The organism is Pseudazoarcus sp. NS20, from assembly GCF_059703745.1.
Map to the genome: position 1 here is coordinate 419,212 of NZ_BAAKIY010000002.1, position 18,217 is coordinate 437,428.

Annotated in this window: 17 protein-coding genes, 1 tRNA gene and 1 pseudogene; 13 read left to right on the plus strand and 6 right to left on the minus strand. The window is 63.3% G+C overall.

The features are described 5' to 3' along the window. Window positions 1-11: 11 nt before the first annotated feature. Both hda and AC6H0W_RS07730 read right to left on the minus strand, forming a co-directional pair. A complete protein-coding gene (hda, locus tag AC6H0W_RS07725) occupies window positions 12-683 on the minus strand; it encodes a DnaA regulatory inactivator Hda (protein WP_497576582.1) in 672 nt (223 codons plus the stop codon). Beyond that, a complete protein-coding gene (locus AC6H0W_RS07730) occupies window positions 680-1,765 on the minus strand; it encodes an AI-2E family transporter (RefSeq protein ID WP_497576583.1) in 1,086 nt (361 codons plus the stop codon). The genes hda and AC6H0W_RS07730 overlap by 4 nt, the downstream gene beginning before the upstream one ends. 150 nt (window positions 1,766-1,915) lie before the next feature. On the opposite strand from AC6H0W_RS07730, the gene purM reads away from it, so the two are divergent. Further along, on the plus strand, window positions 1,916-2,950 hold the full coding sequence (gene purM, locus AC6H0W_RS07735) for a phosphoribosylformylglycinamidine cyclo-ligase (RefSeq protein WP_497576584.1): 1,035 nt from the start codon (window positions 1,916-1,918) through the stop codon (window positions 2,948-2,950). 5 nt (window positions 2,951-2,955) lie between these two features. Further along, window positions 2,956-3,813 carry an SDR family oxidoreductase gene (locus tag AC6H0W_RS07740; RefSeq protein ID WP_497576585.1) on the plus strand — a complete coding sequence of 286 codons (858 nt, stop codon included), beginning with the start codon at window positions 2,956-2,958 and terminating at the stop codon, window positions 3,811-3,813. A 122-nt stretch (window positions 3,814-3,935) separates the two neighbouring features. On the opposite strand, the gene miaA is transcribed toward AC6H0W_RS07740, so the two are convergent. Next, window positions 3,936-4,886 carry a tRNA (adenosine(37)-N6)-dimethylallyltransferase MiaA gene (gene miaA / locus AC6H0W_RS07745; protein ID WP_497576586.1) on the minus strand — a complete coding sequence of 317 codons (951 nt, stop codon included), beginning with the start codon at window positions 4,884-4,886 and terminating at the stop codon, window positions 3,936-3,938. Between the two features lie 128 nt (window positions 4,887-5,014). Here miaA and AC6H0W_RS07750 point away from each other — a divergent pair, with 128 nt between their 5' ends. Beyond that, complete coding sequence (locus AC6H0W_RS07750) at window positions 5,015-5,605, plus strand: YqaA family protein (RefSeq protein ID WP_497576587.1); 591 nt, start codon at window positions 5,015-5,017, stop codon at window positions 5,603-5,605. Here AC6H0W_RS07750 and mutL read toward each other — a convergent pair whose 3' ends face one another. Further along, on the minus strand, window positions 5,606-7,402 hold the full coding sequence (mutL, locus tag AC6H0W_RS07755) for a DNA mismatch repair endonuclease MutL (RefSeq protein ID WP_497576588.1): 1,797 nt from the start codon (window positions 7,400-7,402) through the stop codon (window positions 5,606-5,608). It lies immediately after the preceding gene. 102 nt (window positions 7,403-7,504) lie between these two features. On the opposite strand from mutL, the gene AC6H0W_RS07760 reads away from it, so the two are divergent. From AC6H0W_RS07760 to AC6H0W_RS07785, 6 genes are all read left to right on the plus strand, one after another. Beyond that, on the plus strand, window positions 7,505-8,239 hold the full coding sequence (locus tag AC6H0W_RS07760; RefSeq protein WP_497576589.1) for a hypothetical protein: 735 nt from the start codon (window positions 7,505-7,507) through the stop codon (window positions 8,237-8,239). A 9-nt stretch (window positions 8,240-8,248) separates the two neighbouring features. Beyond that, a complete protein-coding gene (purN, locus tag AC6H0W_RS07765; RefSeq protein WP_497576590.1) occupies window positions 8,249-8,899 on the plus strand; it encodes a phosphoribosylglycinamide formyltransferase in 651 nt (216 codons plus the stop codon). A gap of 35 nt (window positions 8,900-8,934) precedes the next feature. Beyond that, window positions 8,935-9,624, plus strand: coding sequence for a DUF3108 domain-containing protein (locus tag AC6H0W_RS07770; protein WP_497576591.1), 690 nt, complete (start codon window positions 8,935-8,937; stop codon window positions 9,622-9,624). Between the two features lie 31 nt (window positions 9,625-9,655). Continuing rightward, a complete protein-coding gene (locus tag AC6H0W_RS07775; protein WP_497576592.1) occupies window positions 9,656-10,984 on the plus strand; it encodes an RsmB/NOP family class I SAM-dependent RNA methyltransferase in 1,329 nt (442 codons plus the stop codon). After that, window positions 10,968-11,549 (plus strand): phospholipase D family nuclease, encoded by a 582-nt coding sequence (locus AC6H0W_RS07780; RefSeq protein WP_497576593.1) that lies wholly within the window; start codon window positions 10,968-10,970, stop codon window positions 11,547-11,549. The genes AC6H0W_RS07775 and AC6H0W_RS07780 overlap by 17 nt, the downstream gene beginning before the upstream one ends. Before the next feature lie 93 nt (window positions 11,550-11,642). Continuing rightward, window positions 11,643-12,812, plus strand: coding sequence for a DesA family fatty acid desaturase (locus tag AC6H0W_RS07785; protein WP_497576594.1), 1,170 nt, complete (start codon window positions 11,643-11,645; stop codon window positions 12,810-12,812). 68 nt (window positions 12,813-12,880) lie between these two features. On the opposite strand, the gene queD is transcribed toward AC6H0W_RS07785, so the two are convergent. Next, entirely contained in the window at window positions 12,881-13,345 is a 465-nt protein-coding gene (queD, locus tag AC6H0W_RS07790) for a 6-carboxytetrahydropterin synthase QueD (RefSeq protein WP_497576595.1), read from the minus strand. A gap of 130 nt (window positions 13,346-13,475) precedes the next feature. After that, window positions 13,476-13,778: a helix-turn-helix domain-containing protein gene (locus tag AC6H0W_RS07795; RefSeq protein ID WP_497576596.1), complete on the minus strand. Its 303-nt coding sequence runs from the start codon at window positions 13,776-13,778 to the stop codon at window positions 13,476-13,478. A gap of 251 nt (window positions 13,779-14,029) precedes the next feature. Here AC6H0W_RS07795 and AC6H0W_RS07800 point away from each other — a divergent pair, with 251 nt between their 5' ends. From AC6H0W_RS07800 to AC6H0W_RS07815, 4 genes and pseudogenes are all read left to right on the plus strand, one after another. Further along, window positions 14,030-15,253 carry an aspartate kinase gene (locus AC6H0W_RS07800; RefSeq protein WP_497576597.1) on the plus strand — a complete coding sequence of 408 codons (1,224 nt, stop codon included), beginning with the start codon at window positions 14,030-14,032 and terminating at the stop codon, window positions 15,251-15,253. 60 nt (window positions 15,254-15,313) lie between these two features. Beyond that, window positions 15,314-15,406: transfer RNA gene (locus AC6H0W_RS07805), tRNA-Ser, on the plus strand. A 650-nt stretch (window positions 15,407-16,056) separates the two neighbouring features. After that, a complete protein-coding gene (locus AC6H0W_RS07810) occupies window positions 16,057-17,685 on the plus strand; it encodes a ShlB/FhaC/HecB family hemolysin secretion/activation protein (protein WP_497576598.1) in 1,629 nt (542 codons plus the stop codon). Between the two features lie 64 nt (window positions 17,686-17,749). Next, window positions 17,750-18,202 (plus strand): annotated as a pseudogene (locus AC6H0W_RS07815) (two-partner secretion domain-containing protein); the annotation flags it as partial. Window positions 18,203-18,217: the final 15 nt, after the last annotated feature.

Consider the following 18,217-nt stretch of genomic DNA (forward strand, 5'->3'; position numbering starts at 1 on the left):
CTTTGTAGGTTTCAGGTTTGCAGGGCGGGTTGCATGACCTCGCGCAGCAGGGCGAGGGTTACCGGGCGTTTGCGTTCAAGCGAGGCGGCGTCGAGCGCTTCGACGGTCGCGACGAGACTTGGCAGGTCGCGGCGTCCGTGACGTAACAGGTAGGCGACGGCTTCATCGGGCAGTTTCATGCCGCGGCGTTCGGCCAGCGTGGCCAGAATGGCCGTGCGTGTGGCGTCGTCGAGCGGGCGTAGTTCGAACACTAGCGTCTGACCGACGCGCGTGCGCAGATCTTCGCGCACCGCCAGCTCGCGCGGCGGCCGCAGGCCGGCCATCAACAGGGTCTGATTGTAGGTGGTCGCCCGGTTGAAGGCGTTGAACAGCGCGATCTGCGCCTCCTCACCAAGTTGCTCGATGTCGTCGATGGCCATCAGCAGCCCGGGCGTCTCCGGGAGCGCGCTGCCGACCAACTGTGCCTTCAAGTGCAGTGCCGGACGGCCAGCTTGTGCTGCGGCGTCCACGGTGGCGGCCAGCAGATGGCTGCGGCCACTGACGCCGGGGCCCCACAGGTACAGGTGGCCCGCGCCGAGTACGGTTTCATGCAGTGCAGCGATCAATTCGCCGTTTTCGCCGGGAATGAAGTTGTCGAGTGTCGGCGGCGTGTCCGAGTGCAGATCCAGCAGCAATTGCTTCATTCGATGCGTTCAACCTTGTCGATGCGTTCGACCTTGTCCGGGTCGCCGAGGTAGATCGGACTGAGCAGCCAGGCGCTGCGCACCTCGCGCAGTCCGACCAAGGCGGCAGCACTGACGGGCAGCGCGATGAGCATGCCGACGAAGCCGAAGAGCTGACCAAAGGCCATCAACGCGAAAATGACGGCCAGCGGGTGGAGGCCGATGCGCTCACCGACAAGGTAGGGCGTCAGGGCGTAGCTCTCGATGAGCTGACCAAGCGTATAAACCACCGCAACACCGATCAGCAACGACATGCCGTCACCTTGCAACAGCGCGGTGATGGCCGCGAGCACCAGGCCCCCGCCGAAGCCGACGAACGGTATGAAGGACAGCAAGCCGGTAATGATGCCCACCGGCAGGGCGAACGACAGCCCGGCAACCCACAGAGCGATGCAGTAATACACCGCCAGGATCAGCATCACCGACAGTTGTCCGCGCAGGAATTCCGACAGCACCTTGTCGATTTCCCGGGCGATATGCGTGGTGCGGGCGAGCGCAGGGCGTGGAATGGCGTCGCGCAGGGCCGGGATGATGCGCGGCCATTCCTGCAACAGGTAGAACATCACCACCGGAATCAGCACCAGGTTGGTGACCATGCGCACCAGCGCCATGCCGCCTTCGCGGGCATGCACGAGAATGGCTGGCACGAGATCGCCTGCTTGTTCCTTGTTTTCCTCGAACACGCGCCGGGCGGATTCGATGTCCATGCGCAGATCGGTGCCCAGGCGCTCATTGACGATGGGGAGTACCCGTGCATCGATCAGGTCGAGCAGCTCCGGCAGGCGTGAAATCAGTGCGGCCACTTCACGCCAGAACAGCGGTACGAGAATCAGCAGCAGCAGCGTGATGGTGGCCCCGACGGCCAGAATGACCACGACCACCGCCAGCGTGCGCGGCCAGCGACGCTTCACCAGCCAGCGCACTGCCGGGTCGCTGAGGTAGGCGAACACTGCGCCGACGATGAACGGCATCAGGATCGGGCCCAGTAGCCACAGCAGGATCAGCGCAGCGATGCCGGTGGCGCCCCAGAGGAGGGAGTGCATGAGGTTGGCACGGGGAAATGGCATTTCGAGTAAACTCTCGGGTTTGAGCGACGACCGGTGCGGATCGTCGAGCCCCGTAATGTATCCCCTGGCTGTTACGCCCTCAAGCGCGGCGCGCGCCAGAGGTGTTCCCGACAAGAAGGAATCGCCTTGACCTCTCTGACTTATCGTGATGCCGGCGTGGACATTGATGCCGGCGACGCACTCGTCGATCGCATCAAACCGTTTGCCAAAGCCACCATGCGGCCGGAGGTGATGGGCGGGATCGGCGGCTTCGGGGCCTTGTTCGAACTGTCAAAGAAATATCGTGAGCCGGTGCTGGTGTCCGGCACCGACGGCGTCGGCACCAAGCTGCGCCTGGCGTTCGAGCTCAACCGCCACGACACCGTGGGGCAGGATCTGGTGGCCATGAGCGTCAACGACATCCTGGTGCAGGGTGCAGAGCCGCTGTTCTTCCTCGACTACTTCGCTTGCGGCAAGCTGCACGTGGATACCGCCGCCGATGTCGTCAAAGGCATTGCCAAAGGCTGCGAGCTGGCGGGTTGCGCACTGATTGGCGGCGAGACGGCCGAGATGCCCAGCATGTACCCGGACGGCGAATACGATCTGGCCGGCTTTGCCGTCGGCGCAGTCGAGAAAGCCGACATCATCGACGGCAGCAAGATCGCCGCCGGTGACGTGGTGCTCGGCCTGGCTTCGAGCGGCGCGCACTCCAACGGTTATTCGCTGATCCGCAAGGTCATCGAAGTCAGCAAAGCCGACCTGAACGCCGATTTCCACGGCCGCCCGCTGGCCGACGCCGTGCTGGCGCCCACGCGCATTTACGTCAAGCCGTTGCTGGCGCTGCTGCAGGCGCATGCCGGCATCGTGCATGGCATGGCGCACATTACCGGCGGCGGCATCACTGAAAACGTGCCGCGCGTCATTCCCGATGGCCTGACGGCGCGCATCGATTCCAAGAGCTGGGACCTGCCGCCGCTGTTCCAGTGGCTCAAGCAGGCCGGCAACATCGCCGATGCCGAGATGCACCGCGTGTTCAACTGCGGCATCGGCATGGCCGTCATCGTGTCGGCCGACAACGCCGACACGGCCGAGGCCTTCCTGCGCGAGCAGGGCGAGACGGTGTTCCGCATCGGCCGCATCGAAGGCCTCGAAGGCGATCAGCCCAAGACCATCGTCGAGTAATCGCGATGGCGGCCGATACCCCGCGCAGCATCCTGATCACCGGCTGCTCCAGTGGTATCGGCGATGCGGCCGCCCGCCGCCTGCGTGATCGCGGCTGGCGGGTGTTCGCCACTGCGCGCGCTCAGGCGGACGTGGCGCGCTTGCGTGAAGCGGGCTTTGAAGCGTTGCAACTCGATCTGGCCGACAGTGCCTCGATTCGTCAGGCGGTCGATGAGGTGCTGCAGCGCACCGGCGGCACGCTCGACGCCTTGTTCAACAACGGCGCCTACGGCCAGCCCGGCGCCGTCGAAGACCTCACCCGCGCGGTACTGCGCGAACAGCTCGAAACCAATCTGCTCGGCACGCACGAACTGACCTGCTGCGTGTTGCCGGCCATGCGTCGTCGGGGCCATGGCCGCATCGTGCAAAACAGCTCGATCCTGGGTTTTGCCGCCTTGCCGTATCGCGGCGCCTACAACTGTTCGAAGTTCGCGCTCGAAGGGCTCACCGACACACTGCGCCTCGAACTGCGCGGCAGCGGCATCGACATCAGCCTGATCGAGCCGGGTCCCATTGCCACGCGCTTTCGCGACAACGCCTACGCGGCGTACGAGCGCCACATCGACCGTGCGAGCAGCGCGCACGCCGTCACCTACCGGACGCTGGAGCGCCGCCTGCGTGGCGAGGCCGGCAAGACACCTTTCACGCTGCCTGCCGACGCCGTGGTAGACAAGCTCATCCACGCCATCGAGTCGCCGCGTCCGCGGGCGCGCTACTATGTGACCTTTCCGACGCATCTGTTCGGCGTGCTCAAGCGGCTTCTGCCCACGCGCTGGATGGATGCCGTGCTGCTGCGCTCGACTGCAAGCGAGCGCCGGCCCTGAGTTGGCGGCGGGGCTGCGCGTTCAACCGGCAGCGGTACGCCAGGTGAGCAAGAAAAGCTCATTCGGCGCAATGCCCTTCGGTTATTGCGCCCTACGAAGCAATGACGCGAGACTGGCGGCGTTCAGGCCTCGATGAAGCGCCGGGCGCGAGTCAGCACCGTGTCCGCCAGTTTCCCGTCCAGGCAATCCATCTCTTCCAGATCGGCCCAGTTCTCGCGGAACTGGCGTTGCCACGTGAGCTGGCGTTTGGCGAGCTGGCGCGTGGCGGCGATGCCTTTGAAGCGCATGCTGGCGAAGTCGTCTTCGCCGTCCAGATGCGCCCACGCCTGGCGGTAGCCGACGCAGCGCATCGACGGCAGGGCGGGGTCGAGGCGGTATTTTTCGCGCAGCGCGCGCAGTTCGTCGAGCAGGCCGGCTTCGAGCATGGCGTCGAAGCGCTGCTCGATCCGGCGGTGCAACACGGCGCGGTCAGACGGCGCCAGCGCCAGCGTGAGGGTGCGATGGCGGATGCCGCCTTCCTCTCGTCGGGCGTAGCTGTCCGCCAACGGTCGGCCGGTGAGCTCGACGATTTCGAGTGCTCGCTGGATGCGCTGGGCGTCGGTCGGCTCCAGTGCGGCGGCGGCGTGTGGGTCGAGCGTGGCCAGACGGGCATGCAGGGCCGGCCACCCGAGGCGCTCGGCGTCGCGGTCGATGGCTGCGCGCAGCTCGGCGTCGGCTTGCGGCAGATCGGAGATGCCGTCGCGCAAGGCCTTGAAGTACAGCGACGTGCCGCCGGCCAGCACGGGGATGTTGCCGCGCGCGCTGATTTCGTCCATGAGGCGCAGCGCGTCGCTGCGAAACTGCGCGGCGGAGTAGCGCTCTTCGGGCGACACGATGTCGATCAGGTGGTGCGGGCACACCGCACGCTCGGCAGTGTCCGGCTTGGCCGTGCCGATGTCCATGTCGCGATACACCAGCGCCGAATCGACGCTGATGATCTCCACCGGAAAGTGCTGTGCGAGCGCCAGCGCACTGGCGGTCTTGCCGCTGGCGGTGGGGCCGAGCAAAAGGATGGCGGGCGGGGCTTCGGTCATGAGGCTGCGATTATAGGGATGCCCGCGACACCTGGTGCTCGCGATGGCAACTTCTGCTCACGTTCGGTGGCGCGGCTTGCCCGGAGTGATTGGTATGATGCCGCGTCGTCCATCGCATCGAGATCACCTTGAAGCTGTTTTCCTCTCTCTACGCGCGCACCATGCAGTGGTCGCGTCACCCGCGTGCGCCGTGGTATCTGGGCGGTCTGAGCTTTGCCGAATCCTCTTTCTTTCCGATTCCGCCGGATGTGATGCTGGCGCCTATGAGCCTCGCCAACCCATCGCGGGCGTGGCTGTTTGCACTGATCACCACGGTGGCGTCGGTGGCGGGCGGTGTGCTGGGCTACTTCATCGGCATGTTCGCGTTCGAGATGATCGAGCCGTGGCTGGCGACTACCAAGTATTGGGACAGCTACGTGCTGGCGCAGACGTGGTTTGAGCAGTACGGCTTCTGGGCAGTGTTCATTGCCGGCTTCTCGCCGATTCCCTACAAGGTGTTCACGATTGCAGCCGGCGTCGCATCAATGGCCCTGCTGCCGTTCATTGCCGCTTCGCTGATCGGGCGGGGCGCACGCTTCTTTCTGGTGGCTGGCCTGATGAAGCTCGGCGGCCCGCGCATGGAGGCCGTGCTGCAACGCTACGTTGAATGGCTGGGCTGGGCGGTTGTGGTCATCGTGGTCCTGGCCGTGGTGATTCTGCAAACGGGCTCGGCGGGTTGATCACTGCCCACGCATGAAGAACTTGTCCATTTCAGCCAGCGAGAACTGAGTCCAGGTCGGGCGACCGTGGTTGCACTGGTCGGCGCGCTCGGTGGCTTCCATGTCGCGCAGCAGCGCGTTCATTTCGGGAATCGACAATTGCCGGTTGGCGCGCACTGCGCCGTGGCACGCCATGGTGCCGAGCAGCTCGTTGCGGCGTGCGGTGACGACCTCGGTGGCGGGGTACTCGCGCAGTTCGGCGAGGAGATTGCGCACCAACTCACCCACATTGGCCTGTGCCAGCAGCGCCGGCACGCTGCGAATGGCAAGTTGCTCCGGGCCGGCCGGCGCTACCTCGAAACCCATGCCAGCCAGCACTTCCCCATGCTCTTCGGCCGCGGCCATGTCGCGTGCGCCGAGCGAAATCACCGCAGGCATCAACAGGCGTTGGATCGACGGCCGTCCGTCCAGTACGGTCTTGAGCTTTTCGTACAGGATGCGCTCGTGCGCGGCGTGCATGTCGACGATGACCATGCCCTTGGCGTTCTGCGCCAGCACATAGATGCCGTGAAGCTGGGCGATGGCGTAACCCAGCGGCGCTTCATCGGCAGCAGGCGGCTGTACGGGCGTTGCCGAGGGTGGCGCGTAGGGCATGGCCGCCGTTGCGGGTGTCGAGGCAGGTGCTTCGTCGGGGCGTGCGGCGGCAGCGAAGTCGAAATAACTGCGCGACGCCGATTCCATGGCCAGACGCGTCTGCACCGGCGGCGCCCAGCGGGCTTCGGGTGCGGCGTAGCGTACGGCATCGGTGGGCGGCGTTTCGCGTTCGGCGGCCAATGCGGCGCCGGATTCGGCCAGTGCGCGGCTGATGGCGTGAAACACGAACTGATGGACGGCGCGTGATTCGCGGAAGCGCACCTCGATCTTGGCCGGATGCACGTTCACATCCACACCGGCCGGGTCGAGTTCGAGAAACAGCACATAGGCAGGATGGCGCTGACCGTGCAGCACGTCGGCGTAGGCCTGGCGTGCGGCGTGCGACAGCAGCTTGTCGCGCACGTAGCGGCCATTGACGAAGAAATATTGCGCGTCGCGGTTGGCGCGCGAGTAGGCGGGTACACACGCGAAGCCGGTGAGGCGCAGGGCGCCGGCATCGGCTTCGACTGCGCGGGCGTGTTCGAGGAAGTCGTCGCCCATCAGCGCGGCAATGCGGCGCGCCGGGTCGGACGGCTGCAGGCGGTGCGACACGCGGCCGTTGTGCGCGAATTGGAAGGCAACATCCGGCCGCGCCAGCGCCGCGCGGCGGAACATCTCGTCGCAGTGGGCGAATTCGGTGCCTTCGGTCTTGAGGAATTTCCGCCGCGCCGGGGTGTTGTAATACAGGTCGGCCACATCCACCACGGTGCCCGCATTGAGGGCGGCCGGGGCCACGCTGCGGTCGGCGCCGTCGATGCGCCAGGCGTGCGCCGCGCCGCCGGCGCGGCTGGTGATGACGGTGCGCGATACCGCGGCAATGGCGGCCAGCGCCTCGCCACGAAAGCCCATGGTGTTTACGCGCTCGAGGTCGTCGAGGCTGGCGATCTTGCTGGTGGCGTGGCGGTCGAGCGCCAGCGCGAGTTCTTCCTTGTCGATGCCGCAGCCGTCGTCGCTGATGCGGATGCGGCGCACGCCGCCTTCTTCGAGCTGGATCTCGATGGCGCGCGAGCCTGCGTCCAATGCGTTCTCCAGCACTTCCTTGACCACCGACGCAGGGCGCTCGACCACCTCGCCAGCGGCGATCTGGTTGATCAGGATGTCCGGCAGGGGGCGGATCGTCGGCATCGGGGCTCCAGCGCCAAAACCTCGATTATACGTGCGTGGCGGGCGGCCCCGGAGGGCGCGCCTTCCGGTATCATCGCGGCGTTTTAACGAGCGTGAGTGCGCATGAAACCGACCTCATCGCCAGAGTTGTCCCGGCGCAGCTTCATGGTCTTGATGGCCGGTCTGGCCGCGTCGGCGGCAGGGTGCAGCATACCGGGGACGTCACCCGGCGCCGCATCGCGCAGGCCGACCTTCGGCGAGCAGCTGTTCAAGACCGACGTCGATCACTACATCGAAGCCAGCCAGCGCCGCATCTTCATGAGCCTGCGGCGCTTCACCGAAAAGCTGTATCGCCGTAACCCGCGTGAATGGCGCAAAAGCGCTGATTCGCTCGAGGAGGCGATGAGTCTGATCTTCGACGTCAACCACGGCTGGCGGCTCGCCTCGCTCGATAATCGCCGCAACATCGAGGCCCTCACGATGGCGTTCACCCCCGAATTTCAGGGGGACCGCGTGCAAGCGCTGATGGTGGGCATGTCGAGCATGATCCAGTCGGCCTTCGGCAACATGGTCGGTTTCTATGTGCTCAACGATCTGTCGCCACAAGGCTTCTACAACGCCGCGCGCAACGTCGAGATTGCTGCCTGGCGGCTTGGGACCGTGCGTGACGAACAAGGCAATCTGTTGTTGCTGTCGAACGAGATGGGGGACATCAACAACCTCAGTTTCGAGCGCGAGCTGGGGCGCATGATCGGCATTCTCGAAGCCTTGAGCGACCTGCTCGAGATCAAGACCGAGCGACTGGTCATCCGCATGATGCAAGGCGTGGCCACCGCGGCCTTCCTGCCGATTCCTTGAGGTGCTGCAATGACGTCGATGGTGGTGTTGATTTCGGGGCGTGGCAGCAACCTAGAGGCCATTCTGAGCGCCCGAATACCCGGTGCAAACGTATTGGCGGTGGTTTCGAGCCGTGCTGACGCGGGCGGGCTCGAGATTGCCCGGCGCCACGGCATTCGCACCGAGGTGGTGGAGGCAGCCAGCTACGCGCAGCGCGCCGATTTCGATGCTGCGCTGGCGCGCGTGGTGGATGGGTTGCAGCCGGAGCTGGTCGTGCTGGCCGGTTTCATGCGTTTGCTCGATGCGGACTTCGTCACGCGGTATGCGGGGCGCATGCTGAATATCCACCCCTCGCTGCTGCCGGCCTTCGCCGGCCTGCACACGCACCGTCGGGCGCTCGAGGCGGGTGTGCGTGTTCACGGAGCGACGGTGCATTTCGTGACCCCCGAGCTTGATGTCGGGCCGATCGTGGTGCAGGCCGTCGTGGCGGTGCGCGATGACGACGATGAACAAAGCCTCGCCGCCCGGGTCTTGAAAGAAGAGCATCGCATCTACCCGATGGCGGTGCGTTGGTTCGTCGAAGGGCGTTTGAGGATTCAGGGGGCACGCGTGCACGCTGCCGGGGCAGAAGCCCCGCAGGTGCCGTTGGTGTCGCCGCATGAAAGAGAGGTGTCGCAGTGATTCGATGGGTTGCGTTGTTGATTGCAGGAAGTGCGTTGCTGGCTCAGCCCCTGTGGGCGGCCGCACCGCAGTGGCCGACGAGTGGTGAAGTGGTGTTCGACGTTTCGCAGGGTGATCGGGGCATGAAGCTCGGCGAGGGCGTGCATCGCTGGAAGCACGACGGCCGCAGCTACACCATGAGCACCGAACTCAAGACGACTGGCCTTGCAGCCATGCTGGCCGATTTCGAATACACGCAATCGAGCGAAGGCGAAGTGACGCGTGATGGCTTGGTGCCGCGCCGCTTCGTGGTCGAGCAGAAGGGGCGCGAAACGGAAACGGCCACCTTCGATTGGCGCAGCAACTCGGTATTGGTCGAGCGCCGCAAGGGGCGCAAGGAAACCGATTCGGTGGCACGCGGTGATCTCGACGTGCTGAGTGCGTGGCACATGGTGGCGGTGCGTCCGGGGCGTGAGCATCCGAGCGAAATGACGCTGGTCAGCAACCGTGGCGCCGACCCGGTGAGCTTCGAGGTGCTGGGCATGAAGGAAATCTCGCTGCCCGTCGGTACGCTGCGCACCCAGCACGTCATGTTCAAAGCGCATTCGGGCAAGCTCGACGTGGAATTGTGGTTGTCCGAGCAGCACGGTTGGGTGCCGGTGCGTGTGCGCCTGAAAGATCAGAAGGGCAAGGTGCTTGACCAGCGTGCGGTCAGCGTGAATGTGGCTCCCGCCACGCAGAAATGATTTTTGGCGCGCTGAAGCGCGCCTTTCCGACATGCAGAAAACTTCCAGACCTACTTCGGGTGCCCGCAACTCGCGTGGCAAGCCCCCAGTGAATACCGTGCGTGGGCCGTTGGCCCACGCGGCCATCGTGCTGAGCGAGGTGCTCTCGTTTGCGCACCCGGCCGATGCGGTGTTGTCGCGTTATTTTCGCGAGAACCGCGCGCTCGGGCATCGGGACCGTGGCTTCGTGGCGGAAAGCGTGTACGGCATCTTGCGCCGACTGCGCTGGCTGCGCGGCCTGTGCGGAGAAGATGCCTCGCCTCGGACGCTGCTGTTGGCGTGGTTGTCACGTGGCGAAGGATGGTCGGCGCGGCAGTTCGATGGCCTGGCGTCGCCGAAAGAGCTGGAGTGGATTGCCACGTTGAAGGCAGTGGAGGTGCCGCAAGAGACCCTCGCCGAGCGTGCAGACATGCCTGACTGGCTTGCCGCCAAGCTCACCGAAACGCTTCCGGCCGAGGACATCCTGGCATTGGCGGCAGGACTGAACCGACCGGCGCCGCTGGATCTGCGCGTCAACATCGCGCGCATTTCGCGCGACGAGGTGATTGCCGACCTGCGCTCGGACGGCATCGCCGCTGATCCGTGCCCGTACTCGCCGCACGGCATCCGCCTGGAGGCCAAGCCAGCTCTGCAGAACCACAAGCGCTTTCTGGATGGCAGCTTCGAGGTGCAGGACGAAGGCAGCCAGTTGCTGGGCTTTCTGATGCAGCCGCGTCGAGGCGAGTTGGTGGTGGATTTCTGTGCCGGTGCCGGTGGCAAGACGCTGCATCTGGGCGCCATGATGCGCTCGACCGGGCGGCTGTATGCCTTCGATGTCTCGGAGCGCCGTCTGGCCAACCTCAAGCCGCGCGCGGCGCGTGCCGGCTTGTCGAACGTGCATCCGGCGTTGATCGCCCATGAGCGCGATACGCGTGTGAAACGCCTGAGCGGCAAGGCCGACCGGGTGCTCGTTGATGTGCCGTGCAGCGGCCTCGGTACCTTGCGCCGCAACCCCGATCTGAAGTGGCGCCAAAGCCCCGCTTCGATCGAGGAGATGACCATGCTGCAATCGCGCATTCTGGCCGCGGCGGCATCGCTGGTGCGGCCAGGCGGCCGACTGGTGTACGCAACCTGCAGTTTGTTGCGCGACGAGAACGACGCCATCGTCGATGCCTTTGCACTGACCCACCCGGAGTTCCGTCAGGTTGATGCGGGCGAATTGCTGAAGAAGCAGGGCATTGATCTCGAGATGGGCGCGCGTTTGCAGCTGCTGCCGCACGTGCACGACACCGACGGCTTCTTCGCGACCGTGTTCGAGCGTGCAGATGCGCCTGCCGTTTGAGCGGCTGTTGCGGCTCGCAGCATGCGCAGGGATGTGTGCGGCGGCTGCGCTGGCGAGCGCGAGCGAGGTGTTGCCGGCGCGAGGTGAAGTCGAGGTGGCGTTCTCGCCTTCCGATGCGCCGGAGAAGATGCTGCTGCGTGTAGTCGAGTCCGCGCGCAGCACCCTGCACGTGCAGGCCTACGTATTCACCAGCAAGCCGATTGCCAACGCCTTGATCGCCGCGCATCGACGTGGCGTGAAGGTCGAAGTGCTGGCCGACGCGAAGATGAATGCGCGCGAGCGCGGCAACGCCATTCCCTTGCTGCTGGCGGCCGGTGTGCCGGTGGCGTACGAGACCAAGTACGCCGCAGCACACAACAAGGTGCTGATTGCCGATGCCGACGGCCCCGGTTGCGCGGTGCTGACGGGGTCGTACAACTTCACGTGGTCGGCGGAGAACCGCAACTCCGAGAACATGATCGTGCTGCGCGATCACTGCGAGCTGGCGCAGCTGTATCGCAGCAACTGGCTGCGGCATCGCGCCGAGGCCGTCAAGGTCACCCGCCTGCCGTTCGAGGCACGCTGAGACCTTCCGCACGCAAGCGATTTGTCGGCTGTCCTGCAATTTTCAGGGGATGGCGTAGAATCAAATTATTGCAACTCCCGGATGTACAGCCGAATGTTCAGTGGTTTGATTGATCTCCCCTGGTGGGGATATGTGGTCGTAGCGCTTGTTTTGACCCACATCACCATCATCTCCGTCACCGTTTATCTGCATCGTCACCAGGCGCACCGTGCGCTTGAGCTGCACGCGATTCCGAGTCACTTCTTCCGCTTCTGGCTGTGGCTGACCACCGGTATGGTCACGAAGGAGTGGACCGCCATCCACCGCAAGCACCACGCCAAGTGCGAGACCGCAGAAGATCCGCACAGCCCGCAGGTCAAGGGCATCCGCAAGGTGATGTGGGAGGGGGCCGAGCTGTATCGCGCCGAGTCGAAGAACCTCGAGACGCTGGAACGCTACGGGCACGGAACGCCGAATGATTGGTTGGAGCGGAACGTCTACAAGCACTCGGTGCTGGGCGTGAGCTTGATGCTGATCATCGACGTGCTGTTGTTCGGCGCCATCGGCTTGACGATCTGGGCCGTGCAGATGATCTGGATTCCGTTCTGGGCTGCCGGCGTCATCAACGGCCTGGGGCACTTCTGGGGCTATCGCAACTTCGATTGCACCGACGCTTCGACCAACCTCGTGCCGTGGGGCATCATCGTGGGCGGCGAAGAGCTGCACAACAACCACCACAGCTTTGCCACCTCGGCCAAGTTGTCGGCCAAGTGGTACGAGTTCGATGCTGGCTGGATGTATATCCGCCTGCTTGAAATGGTGGGGCTGGCCAAGGCGCGCCGCGTGATTCCGACGCCGCGTTTTGCCGACGACAAGAGCGTGGCCGATCTGGATACGCTGCAGGCGGTGCTGACCCATCGCTACGATGTGATGACGCGCTACGTGCGCTCGCTGCGTCATACCTGCGGTGAAGAGATCGAGCGCCTCACGGCGGGGAGTGGTGAGAGCTTCAACCCCAAGAGCCTGCGCCGCCTCATCCTGTCGTCGAATACGCGCAAGCTGTGCGACAAGGAGCGTGCCCATCTCGAAAGCGTGCTGCAGAACAGCCAGGCGCTGGCCACCATCAAGTCGATGCGGGAAGAGTTGAGCGCCATTTGGGGGCGTTCGACGGCTACCAGCGAGCAGCTGCTGCATCAACTGCAGGATTGGATAACCCGCGCGGAGCAGAGCGGTATCCACCAACTGCAGGAGTTCTCTATGAAGCTGCGTCGTTACGCGATGTGATCGAGTGACCCGCAGCAGCAAAAAAGCCCGCGAAAGCGGGCTTTTTCATTTTTGGCCAGGGCGCAAGCTCAACACTCGTCCGGCTTGATCTCGGAGCGCAGCGCGTCGGCCCAGCAGTTGGGCGTTTCATACATGCGCACGCGCTCCAGACGCAGGTCATTGCCGTACACATCGCGATAGTGCCGGTCGAGGATGCGGAAGGCTTCGGTGGCGAGGTTTTCAACTGTCGGAACGACATCCAGCAGCACCGTTTTGTGGCCGGGCATGGAGGCCAGAAAGTCGGTCACCACGGTGTCGTTGCGCCAGGCCAGAAAGGCATGATCCCAAGGATCGACCACATGCTTTGCCGCCACCGCCTTGACGTCGGCAAAGTCCATCACCATGCCGTTAACGGCTTGGCCGTCGGCACGGATGATGTCGCCCGCAAGGGTCACCTCGAGCACATAACGATGGCCGTGCAGGTGCCTGCACTGACTGGCGTGGTCGGGTATGCGGTGACCGGCGTCGAATTCGAGTTTGCGGGTGATGCGCATGCTGCGCGAATCCTGAGAAAACAGGGCGTGCAGTATAGCATCGTCAGGCGTGGGGCCGGATCGGCTGCGGTAAACGGCAAGCGGCCAGTTCGGGCATCAGCCGAACTGGCCGCTTGATCCGGCAAAGCGCTCAGCGGGAGGCTTTTTCCTTGCGGGCGGCGCGAGCTTCTTTCTTCAACGTCTTGTAGGCGTCCGGGTCGCTTGCTTTCAGGTATTCGGTGACTTCGACATCTTCCTTGCGGATCTTGCTGATGTCGATCTGCTCGATATGTACCAAGCGCAGCAGAGCCTGGACCGGGCGCGGGATGTTGCGGCCGCTTTCGTAGCGGGAGCCGCCACTCTGAGTTACGCCGATCTTGGACCAGAACTGCGACTGATTCATGCCGAGCTTGCGACGGATTTCCCGCACGTCGATCTTGTCGGTTGCTTTCATTTCCGTTTCCTCTATGGTCTTTTTGGGTTGTGCCCAGCCGCTTTCGCGACGCCTGACATGTATGACTAAGGTCATAGTGACATGGCAGTATAGGGCGCATTCGTTTCACATACAAGAACTAACTGATATGGGTTTTTACTAACCCTGATGGCGTCAAAGATGCTTTGTAGCAAGGGATTTGCCGGGCTCCAAATTGTTCCGGAAGACGGGTAAAATCATGAACTTTTGCATTTAGCAGGTTGGTTGCAGACATGGCTCTGATAGTTCAGAAATACGGCGGTACCTCGGTGGGCTCGCCGGAGCGCATCCGAAATGTCGCCAGGCGCGTGGCGAAGTTTCATGCGCGCGGCGACCAGGTGGTCGTGGTGGTTTCCGCAATGAGCGGGGAGACCAATCGCCTCATCGGTCTGGCCAAGGAAGTTTCGCCCAATCCGCTCGCGCGTGAGCTTGATGTGGTGATCTCCACCGGCGAGCAAGTCACCATTGGTTTGCTGTGTATGGCCCTGAACGAGGAGGGCGTGAGCGCGAAGAGTTACACCGGCGGCCAGGTGCGCATCCTGACCGATTCGCTGCACACCAAGGCGCGCATTCTCGAGATCGACGACGCTCCGATCCGCAAGGATCTCGAAGCGGGTTCCGTGGTGGTGGTGGCCGGTTTCCAGGGCATGGATGCTGCCGGCAACATCACCACACTGGGTCGTGGCGGCTCCGACACCACGGGCGTGGCGCTGGCCGCCGCGCTGAAGGCTGACGAATGCCAGATTTACACCGACGTCGATGGCGTCTACACCACTGACCCGCGTGTCGTGCCCAAAGCACGCAAGCTCGACACCATCACCTTCGAGGAAATGCTGGAGCTTGCCAGCCAGGGTTCGAAGGTTCTGCAGATTCGCTCGGTCGAGTTCGCCGGCAAGTACAAGGTCAAGCTGCGTGTCCTGTCCAGCTTTGAAGAAGAGGGCGAGGGCACGCTCATCACCGTTGAGGAAGATAGCAAAATGGAACAACCCGTCATCACCGGTATCGCGTTCAGCCGCGACGAAGCCAAGATCACCGTGGTCGGCGCGCCTGACGTGCCGGGCATTGCCTACAAGATTCTCGGCCCCATCGCGGATGCCAACATCGACGTAGACATGATTGTGCAGAACGTCGGTCATGCCGGTGCCACGGACTTCTCCTTCACCGTTGCCCGTGGTGACCTGGCCAAGGCCCGTAAAGTGCTTGAGGCCAGTACGGCCGAGTTCAAGCCGAAGGAAATCGAGATCGACGACACCATGGCCAAGATCTCGGTGGTCGGGGTCGGCATGCGCTCGCATCCGGGCGTGGCGTCTAAGGTGTTCGAGACGCTTGCCAACGAGCGCATCAACATCCAGATGATCTCGACTTCCGAAATCAAGATCGCCGTGGTCATCGAAGAGAAGTATCTCGAACTGGCAGCGCGCGTGCTGCACAAGGCTTTCGGTCTGGACAAGGACTGAAGCCGCATTGCAGGTTTGACCGGGGGGCGCGGAATCGCTATGATCGCGCCTCTTGTTTGAGGAGACGTGGCCGAGAGGTCGAAGGCACTCCCCTGCTAAGGGAGCAGACGGGCAAAACCTGTCTCGAGGGTTCGAATCCCTCCGTCTCCGCCAGTACGAGAAAAAACCGCCGGTTCCGGCGGTTTTTTTTCGTCTGCGCAATCCATCCCCGCCCACCTTCCCCGGGATTCAAATGCTTGTCTTGCGTGCCGAGAGCCGCGGGACGGTCGCCCGCCGCGAAAAGCGGTCCATACCGAGACTGTCTGCATCGGACTTTGGTCGCAGGTCCGCTGCTTGAAGTCCTTGCCCGGAATGGCCAGGCTCGAACGTGAGTGTCACGGTTCAACCCCAGGCGTTTTCAGGGGGCTTCAACGCCTATGACAAGTGGGCGCGCGATCAGCGCAGGACTTTCGCGCTACGTCATAAAAGCTCCGCTTCATTAGTCGATTTTTCAGAATCTTCAGCCTCGTGGAAGCCGCGCCCTGCTTGAAAAGGCAGGGTTTCCCAGCCCTTCTGATGCGGTAAAAATTACCGTTGTAAAAGGGCTGCAGTTTTTTGTGATTTTCGACAACTACATCACGTTTTTTTCGAGTTGCTCGCAAGTTTTAAGAAATTAATCCGTACTCTCACAAAAATTCTCGCGGCATGTCTCCAAATGTAAATTTGGGGCTGCAGCCACCCGCTCCTTCAAGCAAAGCTGTTGCGTCGTTTCGGTTCAGAGGCCGGGCGACCGGAAGGGCCTTCAATCTTCACCCTGAATCCATATGCTGCCTCGTCTGAAACTTGCACTCACCACGATCCTGCTCGCTCCGGTTGTTTGCGCACACGCGCAGCAGTTGCCCGACGCAAGTGTGTTGTATCCCGAGACGAAGCCGCGCCTGGCGCCGCCGGAGCCCTCTCCGTCGTTCAATCTGGATGGTTCGCCGTTGCCGGGCGCGACCGCGCCGGGGGGTGAAACATTCACCCTCGCGGATGTGCGGTTTGAGGGGAACACGCAATTCAGCGATGAGCAGTTGGCTGCCGTGGTTGATCCCTTCATCGGCAAACCGGTGGATCTCGCCGGATTGCAGAACATCGCCAGGTTGGTGAGTGAGCGCTACCGTGCCGCTGGTTATCCCTTCGCTCGGGCGTACTTGCCGCGGCAGGATATCTCCGGCGGTGTGGTCGTCATGGCTGTGGTCGAAGGGCGCTTCGGTGATGTGGCGGCAACGGTCGAGTCAGACGGCGTGCAGCGCCCCGACGCTGCGGCGCAGAAGTACCTTAAGCCGCTGAAGTCGGGCGAAGTGATCTCCGCCGCGGAAATCGAGCGCATCGCCTTGATCATGAACGACCTGCCCGGTTACACCGCCGTGCCCATCGTGCGGCCGGGTGCTGAAGTGGGTACCGGCGATCTTGAACTGCGCATGGTGGAGGGCCAACAGACGCGTGGCTCGATCGGCCTGGATAACCACGGTAGCCGTTTCACCGGCCGCAATCGCGCACGTGTTGATGTAGCGCGTTCGCGCAATTTCGTCTTCGGTGACGAATTGCGTGTCACCGGGTTGCTGACCAACGGCGACACCGGCCTGGCGGCGCTCGGCTACAGCGTGCCGGTGGCACCGAATGGCTTGAGGCTGGATCTGTCCGCCATTCACAGCCGCTACGAATTGTCCGGCGACTGGATGACCGGCGCGGGGTTCAAGGGCAAGGCCGACATCATGGGGGCCGCGCTGAGCTACCCCATCATTCGCTCGCAGGGTCGCAACCTGTCGATTAGCGGTGGTTTTCAGCACAAGAAGTATGTCAACGAAATCGGCACGCGTGAGCGTTACAACGTCAATGCAGTGCCGGTCACGCTGAACTTCGATGCGCGTGACGGTTTCAACGGCGGTGCCATCACATTCGGTGCGCTGACGTATTTGAACGGGCGCGTCAGCAACGACAACACCCCCACCGCAAGTCGGGACCGCGATTTCAGCAAGATCAACCTCGACGTGGCGCGTATCCAACGCGTAACGCAGAACCTGCAGGCCACCGTTCGGCTGTCCGGTCAGCACACCGATGACGACATTGATGCGACCGAGTTTCTGTCGATCTCCGGCCCGAACGCCGTGCGTGCATTCCCCGTGGGTGAATTCAGCGGGCATCGTGGCTGGGCCGCTCAGACGGAGCTGGCCTACAACATCGCCAAGTACAACGTCTCGCCGTACGTTTTCTATGACAAGGGCTACGCCCGGAACACCACCACCACCTTGAGTCGCACCTTGGCGGGCTACGGCGTCGGTGCGCGCTACTTTAACGGCGACTGGAGCTTCGACGTGATGGCGGCGTGGGCCGAAAGAGGCTCGCCGTCGCAAGTCGACCGGAAGGATGGCGGAGCGCGCGTTTGGGCGTCGCTGGTCAAGCGCTTCTGATTTTCCTGACCGATCCAATCGCAGCAGTCACGACTTAAAGATTTCACCTCTAGGGTAAAAAACAATGAACGGCCACGGCTCACTCAATCGTATCTTCCGCATCGTCTGGAACGTCGCTCTTGGCCAATGGCAAGTGGCCTCCGAGCACGCGCGTGGCCGAGGAAAAACCAAGGCGCAGCGCAGCGGTGCGCGCGGTCTGGCAGCGTTGGCTGCTGGCAGCATCCTGATGCTGTGCAGCACAGGGGCACTGGCGGAACTACCTACAGGTGGGCAGATCACCGCCGGCAACGGCCAGATCGGCACGCCGACCAACGGCCACCTGGTGATCAACCAGAACAGCAACAAGATGGTCATCGATTGGACCAGCTACAGCATCGGCAGCGGCAACAGCGTCCAGTACATCCAGCCCTCGGCTGATGCGATCGCGCTGAACCGCGTGCTCGGTGGCGACCCCTCGGTCATCCGCGGCACGATCAGCGCCAACGGCCGTGTCGTGCTGTTGAACCCCAACGGCATCATGTTCGGCCCTACC